The organism is Streptomyces sp. WZ-12, from assembly GCF_028898845.1.
Lineage (GTDB): Bacteria > Actinomycetota > Actinomycetes > Streptomycetales > Streptomycetaceae > Streptomyces.
In genome coordinates this window covers 1,947,003-1,970,105 of record NZ_CP118574.1, presented here as the reverse complement: position 1 = coordinate 1,970,105, position 23,103 = coordinate 1,947,003, and the positions used below count along the sequence as shown (strand labels likewise).

Sequence of the window (23,103 nt, the reverse complement as noted above, 5' to 3'; positions counted from 1 at the left end):
GAGTACGCAAGCCATGAGTGAATCCACCACCATCCGCTGGGAACAGGACGAGACCGGCGTCGTCACCCTCGTCCTGGACGACCCCGACCAGTCCGCCAACACCATGAACGACGCCTTCAAGACCTCCCTGAAGGCGGTCGCCGACCGGCTGGAGGCCGAGCGGGACGGCATCCGCGGCATCATCTTCACCTCCGCCAAGAAGACCTTCTTCGCCGGCGGCGACCTGCACGACCTGATCGCCGTCACCCCCGATCACGCCCAGCAGGCGTTCGAGGCGGGCAACGGCATCAAGCGAGACCTGCGCCGGATCGAGACGCTCGGCAAGCCCGTCGTCGCCGCGATCAACGGCGCGGCGCTGGGCGGCGGTTACGAGATCGCCCTTGCCTGTCACCACCGCATCGCCCTGGACACCCCCGGCACCAAGATCGGCCTGCCCGAGGTCACCCTCGGCCTGCTGCCCGCCGCCGGCGGCGTCACCCGCACCGTCCGGCTGCTGGGCATCACCGACGCGCTGCTGAAGGTCCTCCTCCAGGGCACGCAGTACAACGCCGCCCGCGCCAAGGACAACGGGCTGATCCACGAGGTGGCCCGGAGCGCCGACGAACTGCTCGCCAAGGCGCGGGAGTTCATCGACGCCCACCACGAGTCCCAGCAGCCCTGGGACGTCAAGGGCTACAAGATCCCCGGCGGCACGCCGGCCCACCCGAAGTTCGCCGCCAACCTCCCGGCGTTCCCCGCCAACCTCAAGAAGCAGCTTGCCGGCGCGCCCTACCCGGCGCCGCGGAACATCCTCGCCGCGGCCGTCGAGGGCTCCCAGGTCGACTTCGAGACCGCGCAGACCATCGAGGCGCGCTACTTCGTCGAGCTGGTCACCGGCCAGGTCTCCAAGAACATGATCCAGGCGTTCTTCTTCGACCTCCAGGCCGTCAACGCCGGCCGGAGCCGCCCCAAGAGCATCGAGCCGCGCACGGTCCGGAAGGTCGGCGTCCTGGGCGCCGGCATGATGGGCGCCGGCATCGCCTACGCCTGCGCCAAGGCCGGCATCGAGGTCGTCCTCAAGGACGTCACGCTGGAGGCGGCCCAGCGGGGCAAGGGGTACTCCGAGGGGCTGCTCACCAAGGCGCTGGCCAAGGGGCGCACCACCGAGCAGAAGCGGGACGAGCTGCTGGCGCGGATCACCCCCACCGCCGAGCCCACCGACCTCGCCGGCTGCGACGCGGTCATCGAGGCGGTATTCGAGGACGTCGCCCTCAAGCACAAGGTGTTCAAGGAGATCCAACACGTCGTCGCGCCCGACGCGCTGCTGTGCTCCAACACCTCCACCCTGCCGATCACGGCGCTCGCCGAGGGCGTCGAGCGGGACGCGGACTTCATCGGCCTGCACTTCTTCTCGCCGGTCGACAAGATGCCGCTGGTGGAGATCATCAAGGGCGAGCGGACCGGCGACGAGGCGCTGGCCCGCGCCTTCGACCTGGTGCGCCAGATCCGCAAGACGCCCATCGTCGTCAACGACTCGCGCGGCTTCTTCACCTCCCGCGTCATCGGCCAGTTCATCAACGAGGGCGTGGCGATGATCGGCGAGGGCCTCGACCCGGCCTCCGTCGAGCAGGCCGCGGCCCAGGCCGGCTACCCGGCCAAGGTGCTGTCCCTGATGGACGAGTTGACCCTCACTCTCCCGCGGAAGATCCGCAACGAGACCCGGCGCGCCGTCGAGGAGGCCGGCGGCACCTGGGAGCCGCACCCGGCCGACGCCGTCATCGACCGCATGGTCGACGAGTTCGGCCGCCCCGGGCGCAGCGGCGGCGGGGGCTTCTACGAGTACGGCGAGGACGGCAAGCGGACCGGCCTGTGGCCGGGGCTGCGGGAGCACTTCCAACGGGCGGGCACCGCCGTCCCGTTCGTGGACATGCAGGAGCGGATGCTGTTCTCCGAGGCGCTGGACACCGTCCGCTGCCTGGAGGAGGGCGTGCTGACCTCCGTCGCCGACGCCAACATCGGCTCCATCCTGGGCATCGGCTTCCCGGGCTGGACCGGCGGCGTGCTCCAGTACATCAACGGCTACCAGGGCGGGTCAGGGCGGGAGGAGTTCGCCGGGTCAGGGCGGGAGGAGTTCGCCGGGTCAGGGCGGGAGGAGCTCGTTGGTCTGCGCGGGTTCGTGGCCCGCGCCCGCGAGCTCCAGGCCGCCTACGGTGACCGGTTCGCGCCGCCCGCGTCGCTGGTCGAAAAGGCCGAGCGGGGCGAGAAGTTCACCGACTGAGTGGGTGTGGGGGGCGGGCCCGGTGGCCCGCCCCCTCAGCCTCCGCGCCGGCCGTCGTCCGCGTCCCGGCCCTCCCGGCCGTCGCGCTCGCCGGCGCCGAGCCACTCCCGCAGCTCTTCCTTCATCGACCGTTGGAAGGCGGTGACCAGTGCCTGCACCACCATCGGCTGCATGTGCGCCGAGAGCGACTTCACCCGCGCCACCTCCGCCGCGTCCGCCCCGCCGTCCCGGTACGGCTCCCATACCTCGTCCTTGAAGAGCCGGCTGAGCTCGCGGGCCGCCGAGCGGGTGTGCTCGATGACGACGGTGCGCGCCGCCAGGATCGTCTCCAGCGCGATCGGCACGTCGAGCAGCCGCGCCCCCAGGTGCAGCAGCCCCGGATCGACCCGGAAGACCCGGGGGTCCTCGGTCCGCACCAGGACGTTCATCGCCGCCAGCCGGTCGAGGTCCTCCTCGGTCAGCTCCCGGCCGACCCGCCGCTCCAATTGGTCCCGGGTCGCGTCCTCCGCCTGGTCCGGTAGCCAACTGGCCACCAGGGCCCGGTGGATGGCCAGGTCCTGGGCGCTCAGATCGGGCGGCAACTGCGCCAGGTAGCGTTCGATGGCGGACAGCGTCAGGCCCTGGTGCTGGAGCTCCTCGATCAGTGCGAGCCGCGAGAGGTGGTCCGGTCCGTAGCGGCCGACCCGGCGCGGGCCGATCTCGGGGGGCGGCAGCAGTCCGCGGGTGCTGTAGAAGCGGATGGTGCGGACCGTGACGCCGGCGCGGGCGGCGAGTTCGTCGACGGTCAGGTCGGGCGCGGACTCCATCATGTTCAACAGTATTGCTGTCTCACCAGCCTTGTGAAACCTTCTCACCGCTCCCTCGCACAGCCGGGCTCCCGCCGGGCGGGACCCGGGCCCTCGTACGGTCCGCAGCGCACGTCCCACCCTCTCGGGAGGCCGCCATGACCACGCCCCTGCGCATGCCCGGTGATCCGGGCGAACTGACGCTGCCCGCCCTGCTGTTGCGCAACGCCGAGGACCACGGGGCGCGGCCGGCCCTGTCGTGGCGCGCCCCGGAGGCCGGCGGTTGGCGGACGCTGAGCTGGGCGGCGGCCCGCCGGCGGATCGGTGAACTGGCCGCCGGCTTCCGGGCGCTCGGCGTCCGGCGCGGGGAGATCGTCCTGCTGATGATGGGCAACCGCCCCGAGCACTGGCTCAGCGATCTCGCCCTGGTGCATCTGGGGGCCGTGCCGGTCACCGTCTACGGCACCGCCGCGCTGGGCCAGATCGCGCATATCGCACGGCACAGCCGGGCCCGGCTGGCGGTGGTGGAGGGCCCTCGGGAGCGGGCGCGCTGGGCGCCGCTGCTCGACGATGCGGCGGCCCGGTTGGAACGGCTGGTGACCGTCGAGCCGGGGGACGGGGCGCGGCCCGAAGGGGCGGCGGACGGTCGGCACGAGAGCTTCGCCGCGCTGCGGTCCCGGGGCGCCGCGGCGTACGAGCCGGGGGAGTTCGAGGCCGAGTGGCGCCGGGGCGGGGCGGGGGACTCACTGACCGTCGTCTACACCTCCGGGACCACCGGCGATCCCAAGGGCGTGGTGATCAACCACCGCCAGGTGGTGCAGAACGCGGTGGCGCTGGACGGCGTCGTGGAGCTCCCGCACCACGTCGAGCACCTCTGCTACCTGCCCTTCGCGCACATCGCCGAGCGGATGTTGGGCCTCTACCTGCCGGTCTTCCGGGCCTCGCACGTTTATCTCTGCGCGGATCCGGCGCAGGTCGGGGCGCTCGCCCGGGAGCTGCGGCCGGCGCAGTTCTTCGGGGTGCCGCGGGTGTGGGAGAAGCTGACCGCCGCGGTCCGGGCCGTACTGGACCAACTGCCCGAGGAGCGCCGGCGGGCGCTGGCCGCGGCGGCGGAGACCGCCCGCGCCCATGTCGCCTGCCGGGAGCGCGGGGAGCGACCGCCCGCCGGGCTGGCGGCGGCGTACGCGACGGCGAAGGCGGAGGTGCTGGATCCGTTGTTGGCGGCGGCCGGCTTCGACCGGCTGGTGTGGACGGCGAGCGCCTCGGCGCCGATGCCCCAGGAGGTGGTGCGGTTCTGGGCCGGCTTCGGCATCGTGATCATGGACGCGTGGGGGTTGACCGAGACGGTCGGGGTGGCCACCACCAACGCCCCGGGGGCGTTCCGCCTGGGCTCGGTCGGCCGGCCGCTCGACGGGCTGGTGGTGCGCACGGCCGCGGACGGGGAGATCGAGGTGCGCGGCCGGACGGTGTGCGCGGGGTATCTGCGGGCGGACGGGACGGTGGAGCCGGTCACCGGGGCGGACGGCTGGTTCCGCACCGGCGACATCGGGCGGATCGACGCGGACGGCTTCCTCTGGCTGACCGACCGCAAGAAGGAAATGATCGTGACCTCGACCGGCAAGAACGTCTCGCCGGCGCTGGTCGAGAACGCCCTCAAGGAACACCCGCTCATCGGGCAGGCACTGGTGCACGGCGACGGCCGGTCGTATCTGGTGGCGCTGCTGGTGTTGGACCCGGAGCTGGCCCCGGCCTGGGCGGCGCGGCACGGAGTGCCGGGGAGCTTGGCGGAGTTGGCCCGGAATGCGGTGGTCCGGGCGGAGATCGAGCGGGGTGTGGCGGCGGCCAACGCCCAGCTGAACCGCACCGAACAGGTCAAGCGATTTTCGCTGCTGGGCGAGGAATGGGGGCCGGAGAGTGGCGAACTAACGCCGTCGCTGAAGCTCCGCCGGCATGTCATTCGCCACAAACACGGACAGACCCTAGAGCGAATGTACGCCATGTGATGTCGCACACAGACGGGGGGCCACTCTTCGGGGAAGGTGTGCCGACTGGCCGTTCGCGCGACCCGCGGTGCCAGTCGTGGTCGAGCTCTCCGAAAGCGAGATGAACCAGTAGTGAGCACAAAAACCGTCGTGGATGCATCCGAGCGATCATCGGACGGGGGGAGCGGGATCCGGCAGGACGCGGGGGACGCCGGCTACAGCAAGGCCCTCAAGGGCCGGCACATCAACATGATCGCCATCGGCGGCGCGATCGGCACCGGCCTCTTCCTGGGAGCCGGCGGCCGACTGCACTCCGCCGGTCCCGGGCTGGCCATCGCCTACGCGGTCTGCGGCCTCTTCGCCTTCTTCGTCGTCCGGGCCCTCGGCGAACTGGTGGTGCACCGCCCGTCGTCCGGCTCGTTCGTCTCCTACGCCCGGGAGTTCCTGGGCGAGAAGGGCGCCTACGTCGCGGGGTGGATGTACGTCGTCAACTGGTCGACCACCGGTATCGCCGACATCACCGCGATCGCCCTCTACACGCATTACTGGAGCATGTTCACCAGCATCCCGCAGTGGGTGATGGCGCTGATCGCGCTGGCAGTGGTGCTCACGGTCAACCTGATCTCGGTGAAGATCTTCGGCGAGCTGGAGTTCTGGTTCGCCATCATCAAGGTCGCGGCGCTGGTCGCCTTCATGTTCATCGGGATCTTCCTGCTGGCCACCCAGCACCCGGTCGACGGACACACCCCGGGCCTGCATCTGATCAGCGACCACGGCGGGCTCTTCCCGACCGGTCTGCTGCCCGTGGTGGTCGTGCTCCAGGGCGTGGTCTTCGCCTACTCCGCGGTCGAACTGGTCGGCGTCACCGCTGGTGAGACCAGCGATCCGCAGAAGGTCGTGCCCAAGGCCGTGAACTCGATCATGTGGCGGGTGGGGATCTTCTACGTCGGCTCGGTGCTCCTGCTGGCGATGCTGTTGCCGTGGAACGTCTTCAGCGCCAACGAGAGTCCCTTCGTCACCGTGCTGTCCCACGTGGGCATCCCGCACGCGGGCGATGTGATGAACCTCGTCGTGCTCACCGCGGCGATGTCCAGCCTCAACTCCGGCCTCTACTCCACCGGTCGCATCCTGCGCTCGATGTCGATGGCCGGCTCCGCGCCGAAGTTCGCCGCCCGGATGAACCGCAGCCAGGTCCCCTACGGCGGCATCATGCTCACCTCCACGGTGTGCGTGCTCGGCGTCGGGCTCAACTACTGGTTGCCGGGCAAGGCGTTCGAGATCGTGATCAACATCGCGGCGCTGGGCATCATCAGCACCTGGTGCACGATCATGGTCTGTCACATGGCGTTCGTCCGCCGGGCCAAGGCGGGCCTCTTGGAGCGCCCGCGCTTCCGACTGCCGGGCACGCCGGTCACGGACATCGCCACCATCGTCTTCCTGCTCGGGGTGATCGTGCTGATGTGGTTCGACAAGGGCGTCGGCCGCCAGACCGTGCTGATGGTTCCGGTCCTCGCGGCGGCCCTGGTCGTCGGCTGGTTCGTGGTGCGCGGCCGGGTGCGCCGGATCGCGGAGGAGCGCGAACTCGCCGAATAGGGCGCGCGCGGACGGAGGTTCGCGCTGATTGGGCGGCCGCGGGGCCCGAGGGGCACCGCGGCCGCCCTGGCGCGTCCGGCCCGTTGTCAGTGGTCGCCCGTACCGTTGGGACATGGCTGAGAAAACGGGGATCGACGCCGCCATCACCTATGTCGACGGTGATGCCACCGCGCCGCAGGGCGCGGGCGTCAAGATGATCGTGCACGTCTGCAATGACGTCGGGGGCTGGGGCAAGGGCTTCGTCCGCGCCCTCTCCCGCCGCTGGCCGGAGCCGGAGCGGGCCTACCGCCGCTGGTACCGGGAGCGCGCGGGGAACGACTTCGGGCTGGGCGCCGTGCAATTCGTGCCGGTCGGCGAGGAGTTGTGGGTGGCCAACGTCATCGGGCAGCGCGGGACGGCCCGCCGGGTCCGCGGCTCCGATCGACCGGCGGGCGCCCCCATCGGCGGGACGGGGGCGCCGGTGCGGTACGAGGCGATAGCCGCGGGCCTCGGCCGGGTCGCGGAGCGGGCCGTCGAGGTGGGGGCCTCGGTCCACATGCCGCGGATCGGCTGCGGCCTGGCCGGCGGGACCTGGTCCCGGATGGAGCCGCTGATATCCCGCCGGCTGGTCGAGCGCGGGGTGGCCGTGACGGTCTACGACGGCTGACGCTCCGGGCTGCCGTCCCGCGGGGTCCAGGGGGTCCACGAGGTCAGGGGGCCACCGGGGCTACGGACCGCGCGCCGGATCAGCCGGCGACGAGCGGGTAGTGGTCGGAGAGGTTGGTGTAGGTGTACTTCTTGCCCCAACTGGAGACGGTCCAGGGCGCCGAGTCCTCCTTGACCACCGTGTTGCGCCAACCGGCCGGCCGGGCATGGCCGTTGCGGAACAGCACGTAGTCCAGGTCCTCGCGGGGGTCGTTCGGGTAGCGGTACGACGCGATCGAGTTCTCGTGGGTGTCGAAGGAGTACGGGTGGCCGGTGCGGCTGTCCGCGGGGGCCAGGTCGCCGTTGGCCAGCAGGGCCTGGTACTCGGCGCCGTGGAAGTCGATGTTCAAGTCGCCGGCGACCATCACCTCCTCGTCCGCCGGGATGTGCCGGGCGTCGAGGAAGGCGTTCATCTCCTTGAGCTGCTTGGCGCGGTCGGCGGCGGCCTCGCCGGCCCTGCAGCCCGAGTCGGTGGACTGGGTGTGCGTGCCGACCACGTGCACCCTGGCGCCGGCCACGTCCAACTCCGCGTAGACGAAGCCCTTGTTGGAGAAGGAGTCCGAGCCGCAGGAGTCCTTGTAGATGTACTGCTCCTTGCGCAGGATCGGCCACTTGCTGAGCAGCGTCACCCCGCCGTCCTCGGGCACGACGGACGAGTAGGCGCCGCCGGTGGCGTCCCAGCCGCTCTTGCTGCGGCCGACCACCGGGGTCTGGTGCGGATACTCGGCGGCCGCCCGGGACTTGAGGGCGTCGGAGGCGGAGTTGTCGAAGGCTTCCTGGAGCACGACGACGTCATTGCCGTGGAAGAAGTCCGCGGCGGGGATGGCCTGGGCCCGGTGGTCCTGGCCCCAGTTGGGATAGAGGTTCTTGCTCATGAGGAAGGTGTTGTAGGTGAGCACCTTGAGCCGGGGGGCGCTCGCGGCCGACGCGGTGGGGGACGCGACGGCCAGCGTGGCGGCGAGGGCCGCGGCGATCGCGGCGGCCCGGGACGTACGCTGCGCGGAGTGCGGCACGGAATCTCCCTGTGCAGATGGGGGGTTGGCGGGAATGAACCGGCGACGCACATCAAATCAGCCTGGGTTACTTCTAGGTAACCTCCCGGCGGGTAGGAGATGGACGGATCACGGCGCGCGCGGGTGGCGTCCCGCCGGAGCCCCTCGGTGCACAAGTCGCCGGCCGCGGCCGGGTCGTGGGCGCGCCCCACCCGCTGGCGGGAAGGCCGTCCGCGCCGCGGAATGCCCGTTGCGCTGGGCGTCGTTACGACGTGATTCGGTCAGTGTGTCTGTCGCTGGCGGGGTGCCGTCGGTGGGCGGCGGCTCTGCGGAGGGGGACCGATGGCGGACGAAGGGCGGCTGCTGGCCCGGGCGCTGGAGAGCGGGCCGGGCGACGGGGCGCGCTGACCGAGCGGATCCTGGGCGCGGCGCGGGAGCAGTTCATGACCTTCGGGCTGCGCCGGTCCACCGTCGACGACGTGGCCAAACGGGCCGGGGTCTCGCGGGTCACGGTGTACCGACGGGTGGGCAGCAAGGGCGAGTTGGTGCAACGGGTGCCGCTGCGCGAGTATCGGCACTTCGTCGCCGAGGTGGACGCGGCGGTGGCCGGGTTGCCGACGATGGAGGAGCGGATGGTGGAGGGGTTCGCCGCCGTCCTGCGGCTGATCCGGGGGCACCCGTTGATCGGCGGGCTGCTGCGGCTGGAGCCGGAGACCATGCTGCCGTACCTCACGTTGGAGAGCGGGCCCTCGTTCCTGGCGATGCGGGGATACCTCGCGGGGCATCTGCGCAGGGCGCAGCGGCAGGAGGGGGCGTTCCCGGGGAGGTCGCGGGGGATCCGACGGCGGTCGCCGAGCTGATGGTCCGGATCACCGTCTCCTTCCTGCTGAATCCGGTGAGTTGCTTCGCGCTGAACGACGACGAGCAGGCGAGGGGGTTCGCCCGGAGGTATCCGACTCCGCTGCTGGACCGCTGAGCGGAGCCGGCCGCCGGCCGCTGGTGAGGACGGCCGCGCCCAGGGCGCAGTCGGAAGCGCCGGCGCGGGTCGCCGCCTCGTTCGCCGCCCACTACGCGCTGCTGGTCACCGTCGGCACGTTGCCGCCCGTCCTCCGCGAGCGGTTCGGGCTCGCCTGGAGCGACCGGCAGCAGCGGCGGCTGCGGAGGTTCGCCCGGGTGGTGCGGTGCCTGATGGCGCCGGTGCCGCCGCCGCTGCGGATCACCCCGGCGCTCTTCCTGGCCTACTGGGCCACCCACCGGCCCGGTACCGACCCGTGGACCCGCCGGCCGTTGGGGGCCGCCGTATGATGAGTAACGGTATGAACACGGTACGAAAGGCGCCCGAACCCACCGACCCCGCACCCCCACCGCCCGGCGGCGTGCTCTGGTCGCTCGTCGGGGACGTCCGGACCCTGCTGTCCCTGCCCGCCGCGCTGACCCTCCAGGTCGCCCACCCCGCGGTGGGCGCGGGCGTCGACGACCACTCGGTCTTCCGCACCGACCCCTGGGGCCGCGGCGAGCGGTCCCTCGCCTCGTACCAGCTCTGGGTGTACGGCGGGCCGGCCGCGGCCGAGGAGGGCCGGCGGTTGCGGAGACTGCACCGGACCATCCAGGGCACCGACGCGCACGGCCGCACCTACCACGCGCTCACCCCCGCCTACTTCTCCTGGGTGCACGCCACCGGCTACCCCGTCTTCCGGCACGCCCAGCGCTACCTCGGCCGTCCCTTCACCCCCGCCCAGGAGCGGCAGCTCTACGCGGAGTGGCTCCGGGTCGGCCGGATCCTCGGCATCCACGACCGGGACATGCCCCAGACCATCGAGGAGTTCTGGCCCTACTACCGCAAGGTTCTCGACACCGAGATCGAACAGACCGCGGTGGTACGGGAGTTGATCGCCACCGACCAGCCGGTGCCGGCGCCCGACCGCGGTCCCCGGTGGCTGCGGTTGCTGCTCCGGCTGAGCTGGCCGGCGCTCCGGCCGGGCTTCCTCCGCTTCCGCCGGTTCCTGACCATCGGGCTGATGCCGCCGGACGCCCGGCGCGCCATCGGCCTGCCGTGGACCGACGCCCAGGAGCGCCGACTGCGCCGACTGGGCCTGGTGGTGCGGCTGGTGGTCCCGGTGCTGCCGGAGCGGCTGCGGTTCCTGCCGGCCGCGCGGCGGGCCCGCCGGGAGTACCGGGCGGCCCACCGCTGAGGGCGTCCGGGCTGTGGTCGGGCGCGCGCCCGACCACAGCCCGGACGCCCGTGTCAGCGGCCGTCGTGCACGTCGTGGGTGGCCGCGATCTGCTTCCAGGACTTGGGCTGGGCCACCGGGCCCCGCGCGACGAACGCCCGGGCGCCCGCGCCGGTTTGCGGCTTGGTCGGTTGGAACAGCCAGGTGTCGAAGAAGTCCGCCAGCGGCTTGCCGGACTTCTGCTCGGCGAACTTCACGAAGTCGCCGACGGAGGCGTTGCCGTACCGGTGCTCGGTCGGCCAGGACTTCAGCAGGCCGAAGAAGACCTTGTCGCCCAGCTTGACGCGGAGCGCCTGGAGGGCCAGCGCACCGCGGTCGTAGACCGCCGAGTCGAACTGCTTGTCCGCGCCCGGGTCGCCCGGCTTCACCGTCCAGAACGGGTCGTCGGCCGGGTGTTGGGCGTAGACGTAGTCCGCCAACTGCTGGGCGGTGCCCTCGCCCTCCTTCTCCGACCACAGCCACTGGCTGTACGCGGCGAAGCCCTCGTTGATCCAGATGTCCTTCCAGTCCTTCAGCGACACGCTGTCGCCGTACCACTGGTGCGCCAACTCGTGCACCACGACCGAGACGTTCGTCCCCTTGTCGAAGGCCTGCTTGCCGTAGAAGGGGCGGGTCTGGGTCTCCAGCGCGTAGTGCGCGGGGACGTTGGGGACGTAGCCGCCGACCGAGTTGAACGGGTACGGGCCGAAGACGCTCTCCAGCCACTCGGTGACCTCGGTGGTGCGCTCGATACTGGCCCGCGCCGACCCCAGGTTGGCGCCCAGGTCAGGGCTGACCGCGTTGATCACCGGGGTGCCGTCGGCGGTGGTGTCCGTGGTGATGTCGAACTTGCCGATCGCCAGCGTCGTCAGATACGTCGCCTGCGGCTTGTCCGAGCGCCAGTTGTAGCGCGTCCAGCCCAACTTGGAGGTCTTCGAGGCCAGTACGCCGTTGCTCAGCGCCTGGGTGCCGTCCGGCACCGCGATGGAGATGTCGTACGTCGCCTTGTTGCTGGGGTGGTCGTTGCTGGGGAACCACCACACCGCCGAGTCCGGCTCCTGCGCCACCACCCCGCCGTCCGGCGTGCGCGCCCAGGCGGTGAAGCCGTCGATCTTCAACTCCGAGGGCTTGCCCGCGTAGCGGACCACCACGCTGATGTCCTCGCCCTTGGGAAGGCCCGCGGGCGGAGTGACCTCCAACTCGTGCTTGCCGGAGGTGGCGAAGGCGGCCTTCTTGCCGTTGACCCGGACCTCGCTGACCTTCAGGCCGAAGTCCAGGTTGAAGCGGGAGAGGTCCTGGGTGGTCTTGGCGAGCAGGGTCGCCGTGCCCTCCAACAGGTCCGTCTTCGGCTGGTACTTCAGCCGCAGGTCGTAGTGGGAGACGCGGTACCCGCCGTTGCCGCTCTCGGGGTAGTAGCTGTCGCCCACGCCGGGGGCACCGGGTGTGAAGTCGGCCGCCGACGCCGGGATCGCCAGCATCAGGCTGAGCGCCGCCGCACCCGGCACCAGGAGTCTGTGACGCACGAGTCCTCCAACTCGTAGGGGTGGTGGAACTCTTCCGGAGCCTATGTGCGCATCGCGTGCCGCGTCATGTCCATGGCCACATCCGACACATGACCGACATCTCATCGACACGCACCCCGTAACGCCCCCTTCTGCACGGGAGTTGACCCGCGCTACCGTCCGCCCGTGACGATACGCAGAGCAACCCCCCACCCCCCTTGGAAATCCCTCGTCCTGACCGCCGTCCTCGCCCTCCTCGCACTGCTCGCCGCCCCCGGGACTGCGTCCGCGGCCCGCGCGCCCGGGGAGAGCACCCCCGTCTACTCCTACGCCCACGCCATCCGCGAGACGGTCTGGGTGGACACCGGGCTCGACGGCGACGGCAGGGGTCACCCGGACCGGGTCGCCGCCGACATCATCCGGCCCTCCGAGCCCGCCAAGCAGGGCCACAAGGTCCCGGTGATCATGGACGCCAGCCCGTACTACTCCTGCTGCGGGCGCGGCAACGACAACCAGAAGAAGACCTATGACGCCCAGGGCCGCCCGGTCCAGTTCCCGCTCTTCTACGACAACTACTTCGTGCCCCGCGGCTATGCGACCGTCCTCGTCGACCTGGCCGGCACCAACCGCTCCGACGGCTGTGTCGACGTCGGCGGCCGCTCCGACGTCCAGTCCGCCAAGGCCGTCGTCGACTGGTTGAACGGCCGGGCCCGCGGCTACTCCGCCCGCTCCGGAGGCAGAGCCGTCACCGCGGACTGGTCCAACGGCAACACCGGGATGATCGGCAAGAGTTGGGACGCCACCATCGCCAACGGCGTCGCCGCCACCGGCGTCCCGGGCCTGAAGACCATCGTCCCGATCTCCGGCATCTCCTCCTGGTACGACTACTACTTCCAACAGGGCGCCCCGCTCTACGACTCCGGCCCCGACGGCCTGGCCAGCGCCGTCGAGAGCCCCGCCGCGCACAAGAACTGCGCCGCCGTCCAACAGAAACTGGTCAAGGGCGCCCCGCGCAACGGCGACTGGACCGACCTGTGGACCGAGCGGGACTACGTCCGAGGCGCCGACAAGGTGCGCGCCAGCGTCTTCCTCGTCCACGGCATGCAGGACCTCAACGTCCGCACCAAGCACTTCGGCCAGTGGTGGGACGCGCTCGCCCGGCACGGCGTCCAGCGCAAGATCTGGCTCTCCCAGACCGGCCACGTCGACCCCTTCGACTACCGCCGCACCGACTGGGTGCGCACCCTCCACCAGTGGTTCGACCACTACCTGATGGGCTACGCCAACGGCATCGACCGCGCCCCCATGGCCGACATCGAGCGCCACCCCGACTCCTGGGCCACGGACGCCCGTTGGCCCGCCGCCGGCACCGCGGCGGTCACCCTGCACCCGCGCAACGGCACCACCGCCGGCGTCGGCGCGCTCGGCACCCGCGCCACCCCGGCCGGCCAGAGCGCCACCTTCACCGACGACCCCGAGCTGGGCGAGGCCGACTGGGCCGGCGCCATCGACCGGGCCACCCCGGCCAAGGCGGGCTTCACCACCGGCCCGTTGACCGCCCCGCTGCGGCTCTCCGGCGCCGGCACGGTCACCGTCACCGCCACCCCCAGCACCACCAGCGCCCGCCTCTCCGCCGTCCTCGTCGACCTCGGCCCGGACACCATCCGCAACTACGCCGGCGCCGGCGAGGGCATCGTCACCCGCACCACCACGAGCTGCTGGGGCGCCGGCACCACCGGCGACACCGGCTGCTTCAAGGACACCGCCGCCGACACCCGCAAGGTCGGCTTCACCGTCTTCAGCCGCGGCTGGGCCGACCTCGGCCACGCCACCGACCCGCAGCACGGCCACCCGCTCACCCCCGGCAAGCCCTACACCCTCACCGTCCAACTCGCCGCCAGCGACCACATCGTGCCCGCCGGCCACCGGCTCGCGCTCATCGTCGCCGGTACCGACAAGGACCTGATCGACCCGCCCGCCTCCCGCCCCACCCTCACCCTCGACCTGCCCCGCACCACCGCCCGGCTCCCGCTGACCGGCGGCGCCCCGGCCCTCGCCCGGGCCACCGCGGGCTCCCCGACGGCCGGCCACCTGGTCCGGCCCGCCGCCGGCATCGCCCCGCCGGCACTGCTCAGCCGGCTGCCGTAGGGAAACCGAGGGCGATCGCACGACCAGGGGCCGCCCCGCGGGCACGGGGCGGCCCCACCACCCGCCGACCCACGAAAGGCACACCGTGGCACCCCTGCGCGCACCCCGCCCCCGCGGCCTCGCCCTCGGCGCCCTGGCGGCCGCCGGCACCGTCGCGTTCGCCCCGTTCCCGGCCGCGCCGGCCGCCCCAACACCCGTTCCGCGCACGGGATTCGAGACCAGCCACGGCGCCCGTTGGACCAGCGGTCCGGAGGAGACCGCGTTCCTGGCGGCCGTGGACCGGGCCTCCCCGCGGGTCCGCGTCGACCGGATCGGCAGCACCGTCCAGGGCCGCCCGCTGCGCCTCGTCCGGATCGGCGCCCCGGCCCCCAAGGATCCCGCCGCCGTCCGCCGCGGCAACTCCGTGCTGCTGATCTGCTCCCAACACGGCGACGAGCCCGCCGGCCGGGAAGCCTGCCTGAGCACCGTCCGCGACCTCGCCCGCGCCACCGACCCGACCACCACCCGCCTCCTCGCGCACACCAGCGTCCTGGTCGTCCCCACCGCCAACCCCGACGGCCGGGCCGCCGACACCCGCGGCAACGCCGACCGCACCGACCTCAACCGCGACCACCTCGCACTGACCACCCCCGAGGCCCGGGCGATCGCCGCGGTACTCCGCGACTACCGCCCCGACACCGTCTACGACCTGCACGAGTACACCCCCAAACCGCCCTGGTACGACCGCGACCTGCTCTCCCTGTGGCCGCGCAACCGCAACACCGCGGCCCCCGTCCACCGCGCCTCCACCGCGCTGTCCCGGTACTTCGTCGCCCCCGCCGCCCAACGGGCCGGCTTCAGCACCGGCGTCTACGGCATCTGGACCGACCCGGTGACCGGCGCCCCCGTCAAGCAGGTCGCCGGCGACGGCCAGGAGCGCATCCTGCGCAACACCGCCGGCATCAAGGGCTCCGTCGCGCTGCTCGTGGAGACCCGCGCCGACGGCCAGCGGCTCGCCGCCGGGCCGGCCGACCCGGCGGGCGGCAACCGCCGCCGGGTGGCCGCCCAACGCGCCGCCCTGAAGGGCCTGTTCGCCTTCCTCGACCGGGAGCGCGGACGCATCGAGACGGCCACCACCGCGGCCCGGGCCGCCGGCCTGGCCGACCGCGGCCCGGTCTACCTCGGCGGCGCCGACAACGAACCCCCGTCCCCGGACCGGGTGTTGACCCGCCCGCCGCGCGCCTACCGGCTGGACGCCGCGCAGTTCGCCCGGGTCCGCGCGGTCCTCGCGGCGCACGGCGTGGACTGGCGGTGGGACGGCGACGGCGGCGCCACCGTGCCGCTGCGCCAACCCCTGCGCGCGCTGGTCCCGTTGCTGCTCGACGGGCGGGCCGACGATCACCTCGTGGCCGCCGCGCCGCTCGACCGCTGAGCCGGCGGCGGGCTCAGCCCGCCAGCTCCGCGCGCACCAGCCGCAGCACCTCGTCCGCGCACCCCCAGGACACCGTCACCCCGGCGCCCCCGTGCCCGTAGTTGTGCACGCACACCGTCCCGTCCGGCAGCCGCTCGGCCGCCAACCGCACCGCCGGGCGGGCCGGCCGCAGCCCCACCCGGTGCGCCAGCACGCGGGCCCGCGCCACCTCGGGGACGTACCGGGCGCAGCGCGCCACGATCGCCTCCGCCACCGCCGGATCCGGCTCCCGCGACCAGGCGCCCTCCCGCGCCGTCCCGCCCAGCACCAGCCCGTAGGGCTGTGGCAGCAGGTACGTGGTGTCCACCGACCCCGCGTCGGCGGCGCTGAACCACTCCGTCACGCCCGGGTTCTCCACGATCACCAACTGGCCCTGGACCGGGTGCACTTCGGCGTCCGGCACCAGCTCGCGAGCGCCCAGCCCGGAGCAGTTCACCACCCCCCGGGCACCCTCGGCCGCCTCCGCCAGCGACGCCACCGGCCGCGCCACCACCGTCCCGCCGGCCGCCGCCAACCGCCGCTCCAGATACCGCAGGTACACCGGCATCTCCACCAGCGGCGTGCGGGCTCGCCACCCCGCGCCGCACCCCGGCGGCAGCTCCTCGGCGCGCGCCCGCCGCAGCCCCGGCACCGCCGCGTACCAGGCTTCCAGGCCCTCCTCGGGAGCGCCGCCCCCGGCGTCCGCCTGGACCCCCGCCACCAGCCGCGCCCCGGTCTCCGCCGGCCGCCCCGCGAGCCCGGTGAACACCTGAAGCGAGCGCAGCGACCACCGGACCGCCTCCTCGTACGGCCGGATCCGGTACGGCCAGCACAGGCCGCCGGCCACCGCCGAGGTCGTCCCGCCGGCCCCGTCCCGGGCCAGCACCCGCACCCGATGGCCGGCCTCGGCGAGCACGATCGCCGAGCTGAGCCCGATCACCCCGCCGCCGACCACGCTTATCTCCGGGGCCACCGCCCGCTCCTCGGTCATCTCCGCGCCTCCTCGGGTTCCGTTTCCCTGCCGTGCCCCGTCGCCTGGATCTTGTCCGGGTGTGACGCACACGTAACCCTCCGGCAGCGAACCGGACGGAAACGGAAAGTACGCTGGTAGGGCCCCCGAAGGCCCGGCCCGCGCCGCGCCGTCGGCCGGGCCCCGGCACCGTCGGCCGATGACGCCCCTCGGATCCGCCCGCGACCCCCGTGGCCGCGCCCCGTATCCCGTACGTCCGCGTTTCGCCCGAGGAGCCCCATGCCCCGCCACCGGCGCGCCCTGCCCGCCTGGCTCGCCCACCCCTTCCGCTGGCAGCGGCTGCCCGTGCCGTGGGCGGCGGTGATCCGGGGTGCGCTCTGCGCGGGACCGCTGCTCGGCGCGGGACTGGCCACCGGCCACCCGGCGCCCGGCGTGCTGACCGCCCTCGGCTCGATGCTGGCCGGCGTCAACGACCGCCCCGGCACCCGGCGCACCGGCATCGTCCACATCGGCCTGCCCGCGCTGGCCTCGGCCCTCGGCATGCTGATGGGGGCATCGCTCCGGGCGGCCGACGCGGGGTGGTGGGTGGTACCGGCGCTGGCCGTGGTCGGCTTCGCCTCCGGCGCGGGCAGCCTCGCCGGACCGGTGCGCTCCACCGCCGGGATGCAGATGCTCGCCGCCACCGTCCTCGGCGCCGGCATGCCGCTGCCCGGCGCGCCCTGGGCCAAGGCGCTGTACGTCCTCGCCGGCTGCCTCTGGCTCCTCCTGCTCCGCCTCGTGCTGCGGACGCCGCGCCCAGCCGGCGGGCCGCTCAGCGGCGAACGGGCCGCCGTCGCCACGGTCTTCGACGCGCTCGCCGACGCCCTGGCGGCGGTCGGCGGTCCCGGTGCGGAGCCGGCCCGGCGCCGCCTCACCGCCGCCCTGGACCGCGCCGACGAGGCGCTGCGGCTGCGCCGCCTCACCAGTCGACTGCTGTGCCGCCCGGCCCGCACCGAGGAACTGCTGCTGGCCGAGCGGTTCGCCGCCGCCACCGCGCTGTGCGAGGCCAGCGTCGCGCTGCTGTGGGAGGCCCGGCCGCTCACGCCCCGGGTCGCCGCGAGCCCCCGCCGGTTCGCCGACGCGCTGCGCACCGGCCGGCCGCCGGGCCGGCTCTCCGCCCCGGAGAACAGCTCCGCCGCCCGCGGTGCCTTCGACCACGCGCTGCTGGACGCCGCCGTCGCGTTCGCCAGGGAACGGCCGGAGCCGCGGCCCGCGCCCGGCGCCGACGCCCCGCCCGCCCGGCCGGCGCGCGCCCGCCGCGCCCTCGGCCCGGCCGCCCGGGACTACGGGCTGCGGGTCGCCCTCTGCATCGGCGCCAGCACCGCCACGGCCCTGCTGCTCCGCGCCGAGCACTGGTACTGGCTCCCGGCGACCGTCACCTTCCTCGTCAAGCCGGACCTCGGCCCGCTGTTCTCCCGTACGGTCAACCGCTTCGCCGGCACCGCGGTCGGCGTCCTGGTCTTCGCCGTCGCCGGGCTGCTGTTCCCCGGCGACTGGTGGCCCGCCCTGATCGCCGGCGCGGCCGGCGCGCTGCTGCCGTTCGCCACCCGGCACTTCGCGCTCCAGACCGGCGCGATCACGCTGATGGTGCTGTCCTTCGTGCACGTCGGCGGCGCGCCCCAGGCCGCCGGCGAACGGCTCGTCGACACCTCCCTCGCCTGCGCGATCGTGCTCGTCGTCGGCCACCTCCCGCGCCTGGCCGACCCGCGCCGCCGCGTCGGCCCACGCGTCACACAGGCCCTGCGCAGCACCGAACGCTTCCTGCGCTACGTCCTGGAGCCGCGGCCCGACGAGACCGATCCCGCCCGGCGGTTGGCGCTGCGACGGGACGCCTACCGGACGCTGGCCCAGGCCCGCGCGGCCGCCGAGACCGCCGCCGCGGAGTTCCGCACGGCCCGTGCCGCCGACCCCGACTGGCTGACCATCGTCACCGCCGTGGAGCGCATCGTCGACGCCGCCACCGCCTGCGCGGTCCGCCTCGACCGCGGCGCCCACCGCCCGAGCCCGGAGGAGGCCGAGCGCCTCTGCCGCGCCCTGGCCGCCATGGCCGACGCCCTGGAGGACCCGCACCGCCGCCCGTCCGGCACCCCGCCCCCGGCCCTCCGCCCCATCCCGGACTGCGCCACCCTCACCGCCGTCGCCACCGAACTGGAACGGCTCCGGGAGTACGCCGTCGCCCACTGAGGGGACGGACGGCCGCCCCGCGTACGGAGCGCAGGGCGGCCGCGCACTGCCCCAACGGGGCGGCGGAGGAGGGACGTTGGACCTCCCCCTTACAGGACCCGGACCGCCCGCGGACTCACGGCATCGCCTACGGAGCCCCCATCGGCACCCCCGTTGCGCCCCCGGCCGGCCCCTCGGTCGCCCGCCGGCGTGCCCGGACCGCCTCCGCCGCCCCGCCGAGCGCCAGCGCGGCCGTCACCAGCAGGGCGCTGACCCACAGCGGAGCGCGGTAGCCGAAGCCCGCGACGAGCGCGACGCCGCCCAGCCAAGGGCCGGCCGCCGCGCCCACGTTGAGCGCCGCGGTGGCGAAACCACCGCCCAACGTGGGCGCTTCGGCCGCCGCGTAGAGCACCCGCGTGATCAGGGTGGAGCCGACCGCGAACGACAGCGCCCCCTGGACGAAGACCAGCACGACGACGGCCACCGCAGCGCCGGCCGCCAGCGCGAACGCCACCCAGCCCACGAGCAGCGCCGCCCCGCCGACCGCGAGCACCGGCCGGGGTCGCCGGTCCGCCAGTCGCCCGCCGGCCGTGACGCCGACGAACGAGCCGAGCCCGAACAGCGCCAGCACCACCGGCACCCCGGTCGCCCCCAACCCGGTGACGTCGGTGACCAGCGGCGCGAGGTAGGTGAAGGCGCAGAAGGTGGCACCGTTGACCAGCGCGCCCAGCAGCAGGGGCACCAGCAGCCGCGGGCGGCGCAGCGCCCGCAGCTCACCGCGCGCGTCCGGCGCCGCGACGCCCGCACCGGCACCGGCCGCACCGCCGGGAACACCCGTCCCGCCCGGCAGCGACCGCACCAGCGCGACGACCGCCGGCACCGACACCGCGGCCACCGCCCAGAACGCCGCGCGCCAGCCCCACTCCTGCCCCAACACGGCACCCGCCGGAACGCCCGCAATACAGGCCAGCGTTGTGCCGCCCAACAGGACGGAGGTCGCCCGCCCCTTGGCGTCGGGCGCGACCAGCGCGGCCGCGGTCGCCAACGCCACCGCCAGGAAGCCGGCGTTGGCCAGCGCCGCCACCACGCGGGTGGCCAACAGCACCGCGAAGCTGGTGGTCACCGCGCCGACGACATGGACCAACAGGAAGGCGACCAGGAAGACCAGCAGCGCGCGCCGGCGCGGCCAGCGCCGGCTGAGCAGCGCCATCAGCGGCGCCCCGACCACCATTCCGACCGCGAACGCCGACGTCAGCGCGCCCGCGGCCGGGATGGACACCGCCAGATCGGCGGCGATGTCCGGGATCAGCCCGGACAGCATGAACTCGGACGTGCCCTGCGCGAAAACCGCCAGCGCGAGCACGTAGAGGACGAATGGCATCAGAAAGATCTCCGCAACCACACCGTGGACCGGCCCGGACCGCGCGCGGAACGACCGGTGAGGGAAGCGGCAGCCCCGGCTACCGCGATGACAAGACCTGCCCGGTACGGGCGGCCCGGTGGTGGGAGAAGACCTCTACGTGGCGGCGCGCAAGGGCACCCGCCAACACGACGGCAGCCCGAGGGGGCGGCGTCGCGGCCGCGGAACGGCAACGTGAGGAGCCACCGGACGATGCCCGGTGGCTAGCGTCTTGAGGACTCGGGGCTGAACATGATCCGCAGGCTAACCGCGCGCCCCGGCCCGCGTCCACGGATTTCCCCGCGTACGTCCGTTACGCGCGGACCGGCCCGGCGACGACACCGTGCGGCAGCGGGAGGCCGTCCCGCCGCCGCACGGTGAGGTCGCCGAACGTCAGCGCCCCTTCTTGTCGTTCAGCAGCCCGGCCCGCCGCAGCGCGTCCGCCATCGCGTCGTTGACCGGCCCGGCGTCCCGGCCGCCGCCGCGGCGCTCGCCGCCCCGTTGGCCGCCGCCCTGCCGCTGCCGCGGCGCGCCGCCCCGGCCGCCCTCGCGCGGTCCCCGGCCCCCGCCGCCGGCGCCCCCATTGGCACGCCGCTCGCCGCCGCCGGCCGGCGCGCCCTTGCTGGGCTCGTCATCCAGCCGCAGGGTCAACGAGATCCGCTTGCGCGGGATGTCGATGTCGAGCACCTTGACCCGGACGATGTCGCCGGGCTTGACCACGTCCCGCGGGTCCTTGACGAAGTTCTTCGACATCGCCGACACGTGCACCAGGCCGTCCTGGTGGACGCCGACGTCCACGAACGCGCCGAAGGCGGCGACGTTGGTCACCACGCCCTCCAGGACCATCCCCGACTGCAGGTCGCCGATCTTCTCCACGCCGTCCTTGAACGTCGCGGTGCGGAACTCGGGACGCGGGTCCCGGCCCGGCTTCTCCAGCTCCTGGAGGATGTCGGTCACCGTCGGCAGGCCGAAGGAGTCGTCCACGAAGTCGTCCGGCCGCAGCGAGCGCAGCACCGCCGCGTTGCCGATCAGCGAACTCACCTCGCTGCCCGCCGACTTCACCATCCGCCGCACCACCGGATACGCCTCCGGGTGCACGCTGGAGGCGTCCAACGGGTCGTCGCCGCCCCGGATCCGCAGGAACCCCGCGCACTGCTCGTACGCCTTGGGGCCCAGCCGCGGCACGTCCTTGAGCGCCTTGCGGGAGCGGAACGGGCCGTTGCCGTCCCGGTGGGTGACGATGTTCTCGGCCAGGCCCGAGCTGATGCCGGAGACCCGGGCGAGCAGCGGCGCGGAGGCGGTGTTGACGTCCACGCCGACACCGTTGACACAGTCCTCGACCACCGCGTCAAGCGAGCGCGACAACTTGGTCTCGGCCAGGTCGTGTTGGTACTGACCGACCCCGATCGACTTGGGGTCGATCTTGACCAGTTCGGCCAGCGGGTCCTGGAGGCGACGGGCGATGGACACCGCGCCGCGCAGCGACACGTCCAGGTCCGGCAGCTCCTGGGAGGCGAACGCGGAGGCCGAGTACACCGAGGCGCCGGCCTCGGAAACCATCACCTTCGTCAGCTTCAACTCCGGCTGCGCGGCGATCAGTTCGGCCGCCAGCTTGTCGGTCTCCCGGGAGGCGGTGCCGTTGCCGACCGCGATCAGCTCGACCCGGTGCTCCCGGGCCAGCCGCGCCAGGGTGGCCAGCGCCGCGTCCCACTTCTGCTGCGGCACGTGCGGGTAGATCGTCTCGGTGGCCGCCACCTTGCCGGTCGCGTCCACCACGGCGACCTTCACGCCCGTGCGGAAACCGGGGTCCAGGCCCATCGTGGCGCGCGTCCCGGCGGGCGCCGCCAACAGCAGGTCGCGCAGGTTCGCGGCGAAGACCCGGACCGCCTCGTCCTCGGCGGCCTGCCGCAGCCGCAGCCGCAGGTCGATCCCGAGGTGCACCTGGACGCGGGTGCGCCAGGCCCAACGGACCGTGTCCTGGAGCCACTTGTCGGCCGGCCGACCGCCTTCTTGGCGGTTGGTGATGCCGAAGCGGTGCGCGATCGACCGCTCGTAGGAGCTGGGGCCCTCGCCGGCCTCCGCCGGGTCCTCCGGCTCCAGGTTGAGGTCGAGGACCTCCTCCTTCTCGCCGCGCAGCATCGCCAGCACCCGGTGCGAGGGCAGCTCGGTGAACGGCTCGGCGAAGTCGAAGTAGTCGGCGAACTTGGCGCCCTCCTCCTCCTTGCCGGCCCGCACCTTCGCCGCGACCCGGCCGCGCGTCCACATCCGCTCGCGCAACTCGCCGATCAGGTCCGCGTCCTCACTGAACCGCTCGGTGAGGATCGCCCGCGCGCCCTCCAGGGCCGCGGCCGGATCGGCCACGCCCTTGTCCGCGTCCACGAACGCCGCGGCGGCCGCGGTCGGTTCCACCGACGGGTCCTCCAACAGCCCGTCGGCCAGCGGCGCGAGCCCCGCCTCGCGGGCGATCTGCGCCTTGGTGCGCCGCTTGGGCTTGAACGGCAGGTAGATGTCCTCAAGCCGGGCCTTGGACTCCGCCCCGCGGATCTGCGCCTCCAGCGCGGCGTCCAGCTTGCCCTGGGACCGCACGGACTCCAGGACGGCGTTCCGCCGCTCCTCCAGCTCCCGCAGGTAGCGCAGCCGCTCCTCCAGGGAGCGCAACTGCGCGTCGTCGAGCGTCTCGGTCGCTTCCTTGCGGTAGCGCGCGATGAACGGAACGGTCGAGCCGCCGTCGAGCAGTTCGACCGCGGCCTTCACCTGCCGCTCCTTGACGCCGAGCTCGTCGGCGATCCTCGCTTCGATGGACCCGAGGGCCCCGATGGGCTCAGTGGCTGCCGTCACGTTGATCCTGCCCGCCTTCCAGCGACTTGCCTTGAAGCCTGCATTGTGCCGGTTGGCGACCCGGGCTGTCGCACCGCCCGGCCGGGAGCGCCGGGGTGTGAGAAGTCGCACG

The 23,103-nt window shown here is 73.5% G+C and carries 15 protein-coding genes and 1 pseudogene; 10 read left to right on the top strand and 6 right to left on the bottom strand.

Annotated elements, in window-relative coordinates; genetic code table 11:
- Window positions 1-13: 13 nt before the first annotated feature.
- Window positions 14-2,257 (top strand): 3-hydroxyacyl-CoA dehydrogenase NAD-binding domain-containing protein, encoded by a 2,244-nt coding sequence (locus PV796_RS08450; RefSeq protein ID WP_274912311.1) that lies wholly within the window; start codon window positions 14-16, stop codon window positions 2,255-2,257.
- A gap of 35 nt (window positions 2,258-2,292) precedes the next feature.
- Here the strand turns inward: PV796_RS08450 and PV796_RS08445 are convergent, their stop codons facing one another.
- A complete protein-coding gene (locus PV796_RS08445; protein ID WP_274912309.1) occupies window positions 2,293-3,066 on the bottom strand; it encodes a MerR family transcriptional regulator in 774 nt (257 codons plus the stop codon).
- A 134-nt stretch (window positions 3,067-3,200) separates the two neighbouring features.
- Here PV796_RS08445 and PV796_RS08440 point away from each other — a divergent pair, with 134 nt between their 5' ends.
- The 3 genes from PV796_RS08440 (at window position 3,201) to PV796_RS08430 (ending at window position 7,263) form a co-directional block, all read left to right on the top strand.
- Entirely contained in the window at window positions 3,201-5,045 is a 1,845-nt protein-coding gene (locus PV796_RS08440; protein ID WP_274912307.1) for an AMP-dependent synthetase/ligase, read from the top strand.
- A gap of 129 nt (window positions 5,046-5,174) precedes the next feature.
- Complete coding sequence (locus tag PV796_RS08435) at window positions 5,175-6,617, top strand: amino acid permease (protein WP_274912305.1); 1,443 nt, start codon at window positions 5,175-5,177, stop codon at window positions 6,615-6,617.
- A gap of 112 nt (window positions 6,618-6,729) precedes the next feature.
- The gene (locus PV796_RS08430) at window positions 6,730-7,263 is read left to right on the top strand and encodes a macro domain-containing protein (protein WP_274912303.1); all 534 of its coding nucleotides are present in this window, start codon (window positions 6,730-6,732) and stop codon (window positions 7,261-7,263) included.
- A gap of 79 nt (window positions 7,264-7,342) precedes the next feature.
- On the opposite strand, the gene sph is transcribed toward PV796_RS08430, so the two are convergent.
- Entirely contained in the window at window positions 7,343-8,314 is a 972-nt protein-coding gene (gene sph / locus PV796_RS08425) for a sphingomyelin phosphodiesterase (protein ID WP_274912302.1), read from the bottom strand.
- A 383-nt stretch (window positions 8,315-8,697) separates the two neighbouring features.
- Between sph and PV796_RS08420 the strand changes: the two are divergent.
- From PV796_RS08420 to PV796_RS08410, 3 genes and pseudogenes are all read left to right on the top strand, one after another.
- Window positions 8,698-9,269: pseudogene (locus PV796_RS08420) on the top strand (TetR/AcrR family transcriptional regulator).
- Between the two features lie 23 nt (window positions 9,270-9,292).
- Window positions 9,293-9,598: an oxygenase MpaB family protein gene (locus PV796_RS08415; protein WP_274912299.1), complete on the top strand. Its 306-nt coding sequence runs from the start codon at window positions 9,293-9,295 to the stop codon at window positions 9,596-9,598.
- An 11-nt stretch (window positions 9,599-9,609) separates the two neighbouring features.
- Window positions 9,610-10,485, top strand: coding sequence for an oxygenase MpaB family protein (locus tag PV796_RS08410; protein WP_274912297.1), 876 nt, complete (start codon window positions 9,610-9,612; stop codon window positions 10,483-10,485).
- A 53-nt stretch (window positions 10,486-10,538) separates the two neighbouring features.
- Here PV796_RS08410 and PV796_RS08405 read toward each other — a convergent pair whose 3' ends face one another.
- Window positions 10,539-12,026: a M1 family metallopeptidase gene (locus PV796_RS08405; RefSeq protein WP_274912296.1), complete on the bottom strand. Its 1,488-nt coding sequence runs from the start codon at window positions 12,024-12,026 to the stop codon at window positions 10,539-10,541.
- A gap of 165 nt (window positions 12,027-12,191) precedes the next feature.
- Between PV796_RS08405 and PV796_RS08400 the strand changes: the two genes are divergently transcribed.
- Window positions 12,192-14,153, top strand: a complete 1,962-nt coding sequence (locus PV796_RS08400; protein ID WP_446750577.1) for a Xaa-Pro dipeptidyl-peptidase — start codon at window positions 12,192-12,194, stop codon at window positions 14,151-14,153.
- Window positions 14,154-14,238: 85 nt separating this feature from the next.
- A complete protein-coding gene (locus PV796_RS08395; RefSeq protein WP_446750576.1) occupies window positions 14,239-15,564 on the top strand; it encodes a M14 family zinc carboxypeptidase in 1,326 nt (441 codons plus the stop codon).
- 13 nt (window positions 15,565-15,577) lie between these two features.
- Here the strand turns inward: PV796_RS08395 and PV796_RS08390 are convergent, their stop codons facing one another.
- Window positions 15,578-16,573, bottom strand: a complete 996-nt coding sequence (locus PV796_RS08390) for an FAD-dependent oxidoreductase (protein ID WP_274912294.1) — start codon at window positions 16,571-16,573, stop codon at window positions 15,578-15,580.
- A gap of 258 nt (window positions 16,574-16,831) precedes the next feature.
- Here PV796_RS08390 and PV796_RS08385 point away from each other — a divergent pair, with 258 nt between their 5' ends.
- Complete coding sequence (locus PV796_RS08385) at window positions 16,832-18,775, top strand: FUSC family protein (protein WP_274912292.1); 1,944 nt, start codon at window positions 16,832-16,834, stop codon at window positions 18,773-18,775.
- Window positions 18,776-18,902: 127 nt separating this feature from the next.
- On the opposite strand, the gene PV796_RS08380 is transcribed toward PV796_RS08385, so the two are convergent.
- Both PV796_RS08380 and PV796_RS08375 read right to left on the bottom strand, forming a co-directional pair.
- Entirely contained in the window at window positions 18,903-20,135 is a 1,233-nt protein-coding gene (locus PV796_RS08380) for a Cmx/CmrA family chloramphenicol efflux MFS transporter (RefSeq protein WP_274912291.1), read from the bottom strand.
- 411 nt (window positions 20,136-20,546) lie between these two features.
- Window positions 20,547-22,991: a Tex family protein gene (locus tag PV796_RS08375; RefSeq protein WP_274912290.1), complete on the bottom strand. Its 2,445-nt coding sequence runs from the start codon at window positions 22,989-22,991 to the stop codon at window positions 20,547-20,549.
- Window positions 22,992-23,103: the final 112 nt, after the last annotated feature.